An 11,655-nucleotide genomic window follows, 5' to 3' on the forward strand; every position below is an offset into this window, starting at 1 on the left:
CTTTAGCGCCTAGCTCAAAATAGATAAACATCTATTCAGCACTTGTTTATTTCCTATTATTACCAACTTTAACCTCTTTCTAGTGCGAGTGATATTTTGAAATAGCATCTTGACTGAATCATAGTAAGTCCTAGATTTATAAGTCAACATACCATTAATGTCGTAAGAGAAATACTCATCGATAACAACAGCAACATTATCGAATTCTTGACCAATTACTTTATGAGAACTTTTGCTATACACGTCTGAATATGATTCATGATGCTCTTTATTATATTGTGATGGTGTTAGCCTCAGAACTTCCCATCCTTCATTACCAATTAATCGGATATAATCTTTAACAGTGGGTAAATCAGTAAAGTAATCCCTAGATCCCAAGAATAACCGACACACTTTGGTATAGATTAGAGAGTCAGTTGCCTATAAGCTTCAAGCTCTCACACAATCAACTAAGGTAATCCCATGGGACACCAATATAAGCAACTGACACTGGGTGAAAGATACCAGATCGAAGCTTGGAATACACACAGTATTTCTGCTCGTGAAATAGGACAAAAATTAAAACGGAGCAACGGCTCCATTTCAAGGGAGTTACGACGTTGTCCTGCTGGAAGTTATTGTGCCGAGCAAGCGCATAGGCATGCTTTTCAAAAAAGAACACTTTCAATTAAGCACACAAAATGCAACAAAAAGAATAAGAAAATAATTCAAATATACCTGCAACTTGGTTGGAGTCCCGAGCAGATATCTGGACGAATGCGTAAAGAAAAAATAGAAAATACAATATGTTGCAGTACGATTTACAATATAGTCAAAAGAGAGTGTTGGCAAAGGATGCTTGCTCGAAAAGGTAAAAAATACAAACAGCGTAAAGGTGTAGAAGCTGGCGCAAGACTAATTCCCAACCGCACTGATATCTCTCTTCGGCCTACTATTGTTGACGATAACTCAGAGATTGGTCACTGGGAAGGTGATACTGTTTATGGTCAAGATGGGTATTTAGTCACGATGGTAGAGCGAGTATCTAAGCTATTAGTTACCTGCAAAGTACGTAGCAAGTCCAAAAAAGCAGTCACTCGTGGGATAAATCGCATGATGAAGCCCTTTAAAGGGCTTTGCAAAACAATCACATTTGATAATGGCGGAGAGTTTGCGGGTCATGCTAAGATAGCTAAGCATCTGAGCTGTGACATTTATTTTGCTAAACCTTACCATTCCTGGCAACGAGGTTTGAATGAAAATACCAATGGTTTACTAAGGCGTTTTTTCCCAAAGGGAATGGCCATTGGAGAACTTGCTGCAAAAGAGATTAAACAGGCAGAGTTTTTGATTAATTCGAGACCTAGAAAGGCATTAAATTTTCTGAGTCCGAGTGAGTTTTTAAACGGTAAGCGTGTGTCGGTTATTGTTACGATCTAGCATCAAAGTCGACATTACCACAATTTTCAAAAGCAACATCTGTCCTTCTACTATTAAATAATACTTTGATAAAGCTAGCTATTTCCTTGTTTGTTCTTATTTTATCCGACAGTTTAAACTTAACAATACCACTGATAGCATTGATTTTACTTTCAATATCCGCTAATCGCTCCTTAGTAGATAGAGTTTGTTGCTTATCATACGAAAGTATACAAGATGTATTACTAGCTCTTGCATCAATAACTAGTTGTTCTAATTGATTAACATATATTCTTTGCGTTTCATCAATTACAACCAAATCTACATTAGATAGGTCATAGTTTCTAAAGCTCTTAATTGGAATAATATTCCAACCTAATTGAATTAACCTATGGTGCCCTTCATTTAATTGCCCGCAATGTACTATTAACGTACTCTTGTTATTTTTCAAACACTTAACTACATCATATGTCAAAAGTGTTTTACCAGTTCCAGGGCCACCATTAATTGAAATAAATGCCGCAATGTCTTTAGTAACTAGACTGACAACTTGTGTTCTAATATCCTCTTGCTGATTAGTAAGAAAATACTGACTATTAATAAATTTCTCCGTAGAGTTAAACGGAGAAACCAAATAATCAGATGGATTAAATAAAGAGTCAGGATTATCAAGACTCATTAGATTCTGATTAGTTAACAATTGTGTCAACAAAGAAAAATCCACTACTTCCAATTCATCATTATTATCAAGTTTATAAAGTTCGTTCTTTTGGACGACATATGTAAAATTATGTACAACCTTATTAATGTGGCTTAGATAATATTTATTTCTTACTAATTGTGTTTTAATTTTATCTTCTGTACTGTTACTTTTTAGTTCGATATTTATAGTGTAATTACTACCAAATCTAAGTAAATCAAACTCTTTACTAATATGCTGTATTTTATACCCTACATAGAAGTTATTAAATATATTAACGAAAGGTAGTATTTCATGCATGTTTAATGCTAAATGTCTAAGATCATCAACCTCATTATTTTTGATGTCTATACCGTAATGTTTGATATAAGCGCTATATTCAGTAGGCTCAAGGTTCGAATGGGCTTGGACAAGAGATATTATGTTTATACTTTTCATTATATTATACCTAGCGATTGACATTGCATTCAATTTAAACCGATGAAACTTTATAGTCCATCATTTTAGGGGTTACACTTCGCGAAATTTTCAGTTGGCAACTAACGCCTGCATAACACGTTTACTACTATGCAATCATACTTAATATTAACGCCTTAAAACGAGAAACACCCGGCAAACTGAGATGCCGAGTGTAGTAAATCGTGTTGATGCATTTGTTATACGCAATAATCATAATTTCTTAATTAGTTCCCCAATTATTGGTCTATATTTATTAGATATTGATGCATATGTTCCCCATTCATTAAGCATTATAAATGGCTTCTTATCTTCACCCCATTCAACAGCACCATAGAACATAATGAATCTTCCAAGGCAAGTTTCGTTAAAACCTTTTCGCTCATCCCATTCTTTATTTGTATACAAATATAAACTCTTGCCATTATTACATTCAATTTTTGTTCTATTACTCAAGGCTTGTCTATGAAAAGATAACATCTTGCCATAAAATAATTTTGGGTTATTACTAATATTTCTTTTAATTAATTTTGTATAATACAAAAGATCTTTTAATGGTAAAGTTACAGACATATTGGGGAATGTGAAACCAACATTTAACAACTTATCTATATTCCAACATATAAATTGCACAGTTTCGATATTGGAACCTTTTTTAACTTTGTTACCCATATAACGAGGTAAAGGAACCTCACTTATATCCCCTTCTGGGTCGTGATTTACGCCATCATAAGTAATTTGTTTGTTGCTATCCATTAACTTTTCTGGCGGAACTTCAGCCCATGATTTTACTGTTTTAAATTGTAGATCTTCTTCAGTTTCACTAGTCAATTCATCATTAAGGTAATTTAAGCCTTGTTTTTTGATTGTATGATAGGGACACGGTATATGTTTGAAACTTGGTAAGTGTTTGTAATGTGCTTTTTGATTTTTTTTATTTATATTTTTTTTGCTTGGTGATCTCGATAAAGGAGTAAAGCACTTAGGGCAATAAATAGATCCTTGCATAAACTGTTTATAATCTTCAGGAGTCACATCAGATGAGCCAACTTTTAATAAAATTTCATTCGTACCATACCTCCACTGACTATTAAAAATTGCATACGTAATACTTGATTTTCCGCCCATATTATCCTCATATATACAGACCAATTCTTTGATTAAATTACCACTTAAAAGTATAGCAAACTGTAGCCTAGATCAATTAATGATAACCTGAATATAAAATTGCGTATAACGCTGGCATAACACGTTTATTACTATACAAACCAACCTGAATTTTACCGCCTTAATCACAAAACCTAAGACAAACCCAGAACGCCGAATGTAATAAATCGTGTTGATGCGATTGTTGTGCGTGCTTACTTTCGGCTTGGCTAGCTTGATAAAGAACTGCCCTGCCAACATTTTCTAATGTCCTGATTCTAATTTACCGATAGCAATTAAGCGAACAAAATGTTCTTAAATTGCGAGATAAAGTAAATGGAAAACAGATACATTTTTTACACCATTTGAACGGCTTGGTTTCAGCAAGTTTGGAACTGATAAACCAAATATCCTTGCCACAACTGGGATTGAAAATACTACGGGGAAAACACTGATGCAGGCTAAAATGAGGCATAACCAAAGAACCATTGAAGCGTAAAATAGCTTCTGAAACGCCTGAAATTAGGGAAATAAAGGCTAGTTTGCCGAACCTGATGATACGAAAGCAAAAAGGCAACAAAGAAGAAAGGAACGCTTACTAAGCCGAAACTACAAAAGCCACGATCCTATTGACGAACCGTGCAAAAAATTTCGGACTCAGTACGCACAACGCCGCAATAACACGTTTATTACTACGACGATTTAGCTGAATTTTACTGCCTTAAACACCAAAACCAAAGACAAACCTACAACGCCGAATGTAATAAATCGTGTTGATTGCTTTGTTATACCAATTATTCCAACAAGTACGTTGGTGGTTCCATCATCAATGATTCCACAACTTCAAATGCAGCTTGTTTCTCTGAAAATGTAGCCTCTTCTGCCATACCTCGTAGGATAGTGTCTCTTTCTGCCGCAGATACAATTACCGTGGGGAAAATTGCGTCCAAAATAGTAGAAGAAAACATGTATCCACTAGACTTTTTTATATAATAGAAATCATATAGTTTCGCAAGAGTTAACAATTCTTTCACTGCGGAACCCAATCGGTTCTTTACTGCAAATCCATTTAAGCGAGCATAGTCCCCCATTGTCATTAAATTAGGTGAACCTCTTTCACTTTCAATTACTTGCCCAAATTCATCCCAACTAATAAACTTAATTCTATTCATAATATTCCTTATTTAAAGTTATCCGATTATTGGTATAACGCCTGCATAACACGTTTGCTACGATACAGACCTAGTTAAATTTTAACGCCTTAATCACTGAAACTAAAGACAAACTGACAACGCCGAGTGTAGCAAATCGTGTTGATGCATTTGTTATGTGCTAATTTTAGCTCCGAGCTACTCTTCAAATAGATCCATTTCTTGGTTAACGAAATCCATTATTTGATCATAGGTAAACTCATCTATTTTCCCTGCTATCACGAAACAAATTAGATAAGATGATACGAAATGGAACTTATAATGAAGTTTAGAGTTAGGATTATATAACCTATCAGACTTAACCTGTTCATCAATTTCATGATTCATAGCCTCAAACAATGAGCTATTATTCATATGATTGCGCTTTGAGTAGAAAAGTGATGCTAACTGATATAGATTTTCTTGTGGTATATCGTCATTTGAAATAGCTTTCAGTGCTTCACTTAATGCTTCTTTTACCTCTATTAGCCACTTTTCCATATATCATTTCTCCATACTTTCCTAATTTGCACATAACGCCTGCATAACACGTTTGCTACGATACAGACCTAGCTGAATTTTACTACCTTAATCACTGAAACTAAAGGCAAACTGACAACGCCGAGTGTAGCAAATCGTGTTGATGCATTTGTTATAAGCGTCTTTCGTCTTACCACTTTTTATCCAAATCCTTCGCATACAATAAAATAGCTCGCTGATATTCTTTAATTGCATCACTATTTGTTGTTGAAATTAAAAGTTCAAGTAACAAAGAAGTGGCTTCTCTATGCCGACCTAAATTATATAAACACATGGCGTAAAAAGGTTTTACTTCTATTGAATCTGGGTATTCAATCATCGTTTGTTCGAAATAACTCAATGCTTCAGAGTAATTACCAAGACTTCGATAAGTACTAGCTAAGCCAAATAAAGCATCAAAGCGTTCTATTGACGACAACGTACCTGTTAACGATAATAAATAATGCTCAATAGCTTCTTGCTCTTTACCTTCATTATCATATGACCAAGCTATATGTAGGAGAGCTTTCGCTGCGTAGTTTTCATTTTTTAATAACGTTTTCAGCAAAGTACGAGATTCTTGATACTTAGCTTCTTTTCGTAAATCAGTTGCTTGTTTGATAGTTGCTTCCATAATTCCCTCTAAGCTTATAACGCCTGCATAACACGTTTACTACTATGCAATCATACTTGAAATTGACGCCTTAAAACGAGAAACACTCGGCAAACTGAGATTGCCGAGTGTAGTAAATCGTGTTGATGCATTTGTTATGTTTTGATTATCAGCAAATTGAAATGACAAACTCTGCTAATTTGTCTTAATACTTAGTATTAATTATCTTCATTTTTAACCGTAAAATATTTAGTTAAATAACTAAATGCACATGCTTTCCACCAGCCTTGATAATTCTAAGCAGACTATCTGTAGATTTACCCTCTAAATTTCTAAATGTAACAACGTTGCCAGCTAAGGTAGCTACTTTGGCTATTCTAAGAATGCTTTCTGTCGATTTCCCTTTAGCGTCAACACTTAAATTTCCACCAGCCTTTACAAGTCGCATTATACTTTCCGTTGATTTACTCATAAGTTCCTCCTAAGAACAAATATAAAAACTAATAACGCTTATTCGTTACCCCTAAAGAGTTAGGGCGAGTGCTGTAATTTTCAACCCATACAGTACGATTCTTGTGAAAAACATAACGCCGCAATAACACGTTTACTACGACACAGACTTAGCTGAATTTTATCGCCTTAATCACTGAAATTAAAGACAAACCTAGAACGCCGAATGTAGTAAATCGTGTTGATTGCTTTGTTATATTCACTCTTACGTCTAAGTGAATAACTGACCGACTGTTTTCATTGGAATGAACATTCTTACACGACCATTGATTTCACAAAGAACCTCGAAACCATATTTTGCGTAGAATGACTCCGCTTGTTCAGTTAAACAATCAACAACAATGGCATAAGCTCTCATGTGAGAGTTAATTTCCCAAAGATATTCTAGGGCTTTGATTAAGCTAACTTTACCTAACCCGCTCCCATGAAATTCTTTATGGACTGCCAGTTGAGCTAAAAGAAAAACAGGGATTGGATAGCGCGGTAATTTTTTAGCCATCGCTTGTGGCAACGTATCACGGCTAATTGAACTTGGTGCGATACTATAAAACGAACAAATTGGATATTTTTGATTTGGCAGTGGCACAGAAGCAGGCAAAACCATAGTGCGGCTGATACCTGCTTGCATATGTTTAGCTGCTTGAGTTTGGATAAAATCATTTAACTCTTTTTCACCGCAGTCAAATGATGCTCTATCGTGTTGTGATTTATCCAATTCTTTGAAAGTCTTGGAATAACTCACTTAAACTCACCACTTTTAGTAAATGCAGCGGCTTCAAGTAATGCTTTATTCGGAGCTTTAGCCTCGTCACAAGCAATCATGAATTGGTCAAATACATTTGCTTCAACAGTGATACTTTCATGCTCAGAAATCACCTGTGTTGAATCTTCGTCCATTAAACGAACAACATATTCAGTTAAGCTTTTTAAACCAAGCAAAGCTGATGCCTTCTCAGCCTTAGCTTTGATTTCTTCATCCAAGCGGATATCAAGTCTTGCAGTAGCCATAAAACCTCCAATCGTACGGAGTAATTCCGTAATTAACCTGAGTATAAGATTTAAACAACCAAAGTGCAACTTGTACGGAGTTAGTACGGATTTAATTTTTAAGCTTTGTGAATATAACGCCTGCATAACACGTTTGCTACCATGCAGATTAAGCCTAAATTTACCACTTAATACAGTAAACTCAAAGAAACCTAGAATGCCGAATGTAGCAAATCGTGTTGATGCATTTGTTATATGCTACAGACTTAGTTAGCTTGATTTAACTGCAATAAGTCCCATTTTGTACCGTATAAGTCTTTAAATACAACAACTGTGCCGTATTCTTCAACACGTGGCTCTTCAGTAAACTCGACACCTTGAGCTTTCATAAACTCATAGTCACGCCAGAAATCATTAGTTTGAAGAAATAAGAAAACACGACCGCCAGCTTGATTGCCAACTGATTTTAATTGGTCATCATTACTTGCTTGAGCCAATAGCAAATTTGTTCCTGTTGAATTAGGTGGAGATATTTGAACCCAACGTTTACCACCGCCTAAATCAGTATCTTCGACAAGCTCAAATTGTAGTTTTTGGGTATAAAATTCAATTGCATCATCATAATTTTCAACAACTAAGGCGATGTTACCAATTCTTTGTTCGATGGGCTTATTCATTTCTGGCTCACTACAGTTCAAAAGTAGAATTCTACCCTATTTAGCTCATAAACTCATTTTTGCATATAACGCCTGCATAACACGTTTGCTACTATGCAGACCTAGCTGAATTTTACTGCCTTAATCACTGAAACTAAAGGCAAACCGACAACGCCGAGTGTAGCAAATCGTGTTGATGCATTTGTTATATTTACTTATCATATTCCCAATATGTGGTCCGTGAAACCAAAGAGCCATCATTATGATCCGACTCTAATGTTTTAGTCTCCAAATTGTAAACATTATGAGTAACCTCATAGGAATCTAATTCCTCTTCACTTAATGGATGTTCTGCGAATGGATTATAATAAATATGCAAACCATCTAAATGCGTTTCTTCATACACTCGTTTTTCAGATAATTGATCAATATAACCAAACCAACCATCACCACACTTATAGCGTCTTGATGATACGGTACAGTTATTAGTAAAGTCACTTTGAACTAATGCCTTACTAAATGTTGCTGTCGTTGAAAAAATGACAGCACTAATCTCTTTGAATTTATCGCTAGTAAAAATACCAAGATCTAATTTAGTACCATTTTCTTTTTGCACCTTATCAACTTTTACATTTGAAAATGTAACATTTCCATTTGAATCATTACCATCTATTTTTGGAGCATCACAACCATACAATACTCGATTTATTGCTTGATTATTTTGCCGAGCAAAACCCGGTTGCTCAAATGGTGCAATCGCTAAAATAAAAGGATTACCTTTAACGTGTGATTCTTTCCCGTAATTTTTTAGATACTTTTTATATTTAAAATCAATTGCATTCAACATTCTAATTGATGCATATTCTAGTATCTCATTTCTTGGTTTATTTAAATGTTTGCGTAATACTTCATTAGAAGCCCATTCTGGTTCGTCTTTTTCAGCATGATTGGCTGTAACGGCTTCAATATTTAAGTAGCTTCCCTTTAAGGTTTTAACAGTAAAATCTGGGCTAGCTTGTGAAAAATCAACTTGCATCCCATATTCTTTAAAACATTGATACAAATACAATTCCCAAAACGATGAGTTAAATGTCGTTTGAAATTCTTCAACTAACTTCTCATCTCTATCGACAAAACCTTCAGCCCAAGAATTAATCGTCGCTCGTATAGCCTTTGATGAATTTAGTTGAAGAATTTTAAAATGAGGATGAAGTCTATCCTCAGAAAATATAGGTGTAAAAAGATCCACAAATAATACCTCTTAATTTAATTGTAAATATAACGCCTGCATAACACGTTTGCTACCATGCAGATTAAGCCTAAATTTACCACTTAATACGGTAAACCCAAAGAAACCTAGAATGCCGAATGTAGCAAATCGTGTTGATGCATTTGTTATATTGCCTATTGATAAACGACATGAAATCGTTCCAATACAAGAACCATGTCCTCACTAGGCTCAATATTAAACTCTAAACATTCAGCACCAAAGAAACGCCAATGAGCTTCACGCCACCATGTTAATGAACGGTCGCCCTCGCCTTCTGCATGAGCGAACTCAGCCGTAACTTCGTTATATTGACACATTTCAACTGAATCAATTTCAATGATACAAATTGGTTTTCCATTCCAATCAACAACCACTTGTAAATGACCAACGGTTGGCATTGGTTCTTCACCTGATTCATACCAAATATTTAAGCTACAAGTTGCTGTCTTTTGACCAATTCGGATTAATTCCGCACATAAATTGGCATTATGCTCATCAGCACAGAAATAGTCTGAACTAAATGATTGATACTTGTTACGCTCAATTTCAGAAAGTGAGCTTAGATACTGATCCAAGTAGATTTGAGACTGTTCTTCCATGAAATCCTCTTAACTATTTTCGCAATATAACGCCTGCATAACACGTTTACTACTATGCAATTATACTTAAAATTGACGCCTTAAAACGAGAAATACCCGACAACCTGAGATGCCGAGTGTAGTAAATCGTGTTGATGCATTTGTTATAAGTACATCACACCGCAAAACCAAAGTGACTACCATCTGACATTTCAACATCAAGACGTAACTTGCCACCCGTTGCTTCAATATATTTTTTTAGTGATGACAATTTAATATCTTGCCCTACTTTTTCCATACCAGAAATAGTCGGTTGTTTTACACCCATAGCTAGAGCTAATTCATTCTGAGTTAAAGCCGCTCTTTCACGTAACTCTGCTAAATGAATGTTTAATAACATTTCTGTTGCCAATTCTTGAGCTTGAGCAACAACTTCTGGCTTTTCATTCGCCATTATTTCTTGAAGTGTACGAGCCATATTATTACCCTCTATTATTCAAATGAGCTTGAAATTCTTGATCTGCTATTGGGATCATCTGTTTGTAAAAACGTTTTTCATTACCGCCTTTGTTACCAGCACATAATAAAATACCTTTACGCTCAGGATCGAAAGCAAAAAATGCTCTCAATGGATCACCGTTACTTTGAACACGAAGCTCTTTCATATTTGTAAACTTCGAGCCATAAACAGTATCAGCGTAAGGTCTAGAAAGATGCGGACCTTTATTTTGAAGTAACAACATACCTGCGATCACATTTGCACGTTCTGAATCGTTTAGTGAATCAAACCATTCATCAAATGTATCCGTAGTAATAACTTCCCACATAATAACTCCCTACAACCTTAATATAGGCTACATATTATATAGGATCAAACCTATGATCAAGTATTGATGCAAATTTGTACTTATAACGCCTGCATAACACGTTTGCTACCATGCAAATTAAGCCCAAATTTACCACTAAACACGGTAAACCCAAAGAAACCTAGAATGCCGAATGTAGCAAATCGTGTTGATGCGATTGTTAGGCGATACTTTCAAAACCAGTTGTACGTAAAAGTTCCCAGAAGGATTGATGAAGTGACTTTAAAGATTCACGTAATACGTCTAAACTAACATTATTTTCAAGCTCAATAATAGCACAACCTTCGCTTTCAATTGCTTCCTTAACAATTTCAAAATTATTAATTTCTTCTACAAATGCAGATACATAAGAATCGTAATTTTCGTTCTCCGGCATAAATGGGCAATCAATGCCAATATCTGATTCATTAATCGGTCTTAAGCCTAACTTATATTTCATTTTATTACCTTGTAATCTATTTAAGTATTAAGAAGATAGTTGATCTAATTTACAAAAGTGTACATTCTGAATATTTCAACTTCAAACTTTTCTCTATCGATATTCGAACTTCATCTTTTGTCATTCCTATTTCTGCGGAAGAACAGTTTATTTTCCGACCTTTATCCAGTGCTTCGCATACCCGAGCTGTAATATTGGTGTCATCATTCATTGGTCCGGAAATAGAAAATTTTCCCTGTTCAATGTCTGTTACTACTACATAAAATGACTTCATATATACCTCTATGATAAAAATTTACGATTTCGCCTAACGCCTGCATAACACGT

At 35.0% G+C, this 11,655-nt stretch carries 16 protein-coding genes; 1 reads left to right on the forward strand and 15 read right to left on the reverse strand.

Going from position 1 to position 11,655, the window contains the following annotated elements:
• Positions 1 to 462: 462 nt before the first annotated feature.
• Positions 463 to 1,419: an IS30 family transposase gene (locus tag ACU5DF_RS02580; protein WP_446711658.1), complete on the forward strand. Its 957-nt coding sequence runs from the start codon at positions 463 to 465 to the stop codon at positions 1,417 to 1,419.
• Here the strand turns inward: ACU5DF_RS02580 and ACU5DF_RS02585 are convergent.
• From ACU5DF_RS02585 to ACU5DF_RS02655, 15 genes are all read right to left on the reverse strand, one after another.
• Positions 1,409 to 2,536, reverse strand: coding sequence for a DNA/RNA helicase domain-containing protein (locus ACU5DF_RS02585; RefSeq protein ID WP_446711659.1), 1,128 nt, complete (start codon positions 2,534 to 2,536; stop codon positions 1,409 to 1,411). The two genes, ACU5DF_RS02580 and ACU5DF_RS02585, sit on opposite strands and share 11 nt — an antisense overlap.
• 231 nt (positions 2,537 to 2,767) lie before the next feature.
• Positions 2,768 to 3,682 (reverse strand): hypothetical protein, encoded by a 915-nt coding sequence (locus ACU5DF_RS02590; protein WP_446711660.1) that lies wholly within the window; start codon positions 3,680 to 3,682, stop codon positions 2,768 to 2,770.
• An 812-nt stretch (positions 3,683 to 4,494) separates the two neighbouring features.
• On the reverse strand, positions 4,495 to 4,872 hold the full coding sequence (locus ACU5DF_RS02595; protein ID WP_446711661.1) for a hypothetical protein: 378 nt from the start codon (positions 4,870 to 4,872) through the stop codon (positions 4,495 to 4,497).
• Positions 4,873 to 5,049: 177 nt separating this feature from the next.
• Entirely contained in the window at positions 5,050 to 5,391 is a 342-nt protein-coding gene (locus ACU5DF_RS02600) for a hypothetical protein (protein WP_446711662.1), read from the reverse strand.
• A gap of 169 nt (positions 5,392 to 5,560) precedes the next feature.
• Positions 5,561 to 6,043 (reverse strand): tetratricopeptide repeat protein, encoded by a 483-nt coding sequence (locus ACU5DF_RS02605; RefSeq protein WP_446711663.1) that lies wholly within the window; start codon positions 6,041 to 6,043, stop codon positions 5,561 to 5,563.
• Positions 6,044 to 6,275: 232 nt separating this feature from the next.
• Positions 6,276 to 6,494 (reverse strand): hypothetical protein, encoded by a 219-nt coding sequence (locus tag ACU5DF_RS02610; RefSeq protein ID WP_446711664.1) that lies wholly within the window; start codon positions 6,492 to 6,494, stop codon positions 6,276 to 6,278.
• Positions 6,495 to 6,743: 249 nt separating this feature from the next.
• Positions 6,744 to 7,274, reverse strand: a complete 531-nt coding sequence (locus ACU5DF_RS02615; RefSeq protein WP_012551863.1) for a GNAT family N-acetyltransferase — start codon at positions 7,272 to 7,274, stop codon at positions 6,744 to 6,746.
• Entirely contained in the window at positions 7,271 to 7,540 is a 270-nt protein-coding gene (locus ACU5DF_RS02620; RefSeq protein ID WP_005423939.1) for a type II toxin-antitoxin system TacA family antitoxin, read from the reverse strand. Before ACU5DF_RS02620 ends, ACU5DF_RS02615 begins: the two co-directional genes overlap by 4 nt.
• Before the next feature lie 245 nt (positions 7,541 to 7,785).
• Positions 7,786 to 8,196 carry a VOC family protein gene (locus ACU5DF_RS02625; RefSeq protein ID WP_446711665.1) on the reverse strand — a complete coding sequence of 137 codons (411 nt, stop codon included), beginning with the start codon at positions 8,194 to 8,196 and terminating at the stop codon, positions 7,786 to 7,788.
• A 190-nt stretch (positions 8,197 to 8,386) separates the two neighbouring features.
• Positions 8,387 to 9,424, reverse strand: coding sequence for a hypothetical protein (locus ACU5DF_RS02630; RefSeq protein WP_446711666.1), 1,038 nt, complete (start codon positions 9,422 to 9,424; stop codon positions 8,387 to 8,389).
• Positions 9,425 to 9,579: 155 nt separating this feature from the next.
• Positions 9,580 to 10,044, reverse strand: coding sequence for an ASCH domain-containing protein (locus ACU5DF_RS02635; RefSeq protein ID WP_446711667.1), 465 nt, complete (start codon positions 10,042 to 10,044; stop codon positions 9,580 to 9,582).
• A 154-nt stretch (positions 10,045 to 10,198) separates the two neighbouring features.
• The gene (locus tag ACU5DF_RS02640; RefSeq protein ID WP_017020976.1) at positions 10,199 to 10,501 is read right to left on the reverse strand and encodes a helix-turn-helix domain-containing protein; all 303 of its coding nucleotides are present in this window, start codon (positions 10,499 to 10,501) and stop codon (positions 10,199 to 10,201) included.
• Positions 10,502 to 10,505: 4 nt separating this feature from the next.
• A complete protein-coding gene (locus tag ACU5DF_RS02645) occupies positions 10,506 to 10,850 on the reverse strand; it encodes a type II toxin-antitoxin system RelE/ParE family toxin (RefSeq protein ID WP_017020975.1) in 345 nt (114 codons plus the stop codon).
• A gap of 199 nt (positions 10,851 to 11,049) precedes the next feature.
• The gene (locus tag ACU5DF_RS02650) at positions 11,050 to 11,328 is read right to left on the reverse strand and encodes a hypothetical protein (RefSeq protein ID WP_446711668.1); all 279 of its coding nucleotides are present in this window, start codon (positions 11,326 to 11,328) and stop codon (positions 11,050 to 11,052) included.
• A 49-nt stretch (positions 11,329 to 11,377) separates the two neighbouring features.
• A complete protein-coding gene (locus ACU5DF_RS02655; RefSeq protein ID WP_446711669.1) occupies positions 11,378 to 11,602 on the reverse strand; it encodes a hypothetical protein in 225 nt (74 codons plus the stop codon).
• Positions 11,603 to 11,655 lie beyond the last annotated feature (53 nt).

The sequence above is a fragment of the Aliivibrio wodanis genome, from assembly GCF_052920805.1.

Bases quoted from the DNA above. Each gene is read 5' to 3' on its own strand.
- ACU5DF_RS02580 (WP_446711658.1), top strand. From the start codon at position 463: ATGGGACACCAATATAAGCAACTGACACTGGGTGAAAGATACCAGATC.
- ACU5DF_RS02585 (WP_446711659.1), bottom strand. From the start codon at position 2,536: ATGAAAAGTATAAACATAATATCTCTTGTCCAAGCCCATTCGAACCTT.
- ACU5DF_RS02590 (WP_446711660.1), bottom strand. From the start codon at position 3,682: ATGGGCGGAAAATCAAGTATTACGTATGCAATTTTTAATAGTCAGTGG.
- ACU5DF_RS02595 (WP_446711661.1), bottom strand. From the start codon at position 4,872: ATGAATAGAATTAAGTTTATTAGTTGGGATGAATTTGGGCAAGTAATT.
- ACU5DF_RS02600 (WP_446711662.1), bottom strand. From the start codon at position 5,391: ATGGAAAAGTGGCTAATAGAGGTAAAAGAAGCATTAAGTGAAGCACTG.
- ACU5DF_RS02605 (WP_446711663.1), bottom strand. From the start codon at position 6,043: ATGGAAGCAACTATCAAACAAGCAACTGATTTACGAAAAGAAGCTAAG.
- ACU5DF_RS02610 (WP_446711664.1), bottom strand. From the start codon at position 6,494: ATGAGTAAATCAACGGAAAGTATAATGCGACTTGTAAAGGCTGGTGGA.
- ACU5DF_RS02620 (WP_005423939.1), bottom strand. From the start codon at position 7,540: ATGGCTACTGCAAGACTTGATATCCGCTTGGATGAAGAAATCAAAGCT.
- ACU5DF_RS02625 (WP_446711665.1), bottom strand. From the start codon at position 8,196: ATGAATAAGCCCATCGAACAAAGAATTGGTAACATCGCCTTAGTTGTT.
- ACU5DF_RS02635 (WP_446711667.1), bottom strand. From the start codon at position 10,044: ATGGAAGAACAGTCTCAAATCTACTTGGATCAGTATCTAAGCTCACTT.
- ACU5DF_RS02640 (WP_017020976.1), bottom strand. From the start codon at position 10,501: ATGGCTCGTACACTTCAAGAAATAATGGCGAATGAAAAGCCAGAAGTT.
- ACU5DF_RS02645 (WP_017020975.1), bottom strand. From the start codon at position 10,850: ATGTGGGAAGTTATTACTACGGATACATTTGATGAATGGTTTGATTCA.
- ACU5DF_RS02650 (WP_446711668.1), bottom strand. From the start codon at position 11,328: ATGAAATATAAGTTAGGCTTAAGACCGATTAATGAATCAGATATTGGC.
- ACU5DF_RS02655 (WP_446711669.1), bottom strand. From the start codon at position 11,602: ATGAAGTCATTTTATGTAGTAGTAACAGACATTGAACAGGGAAAATTT.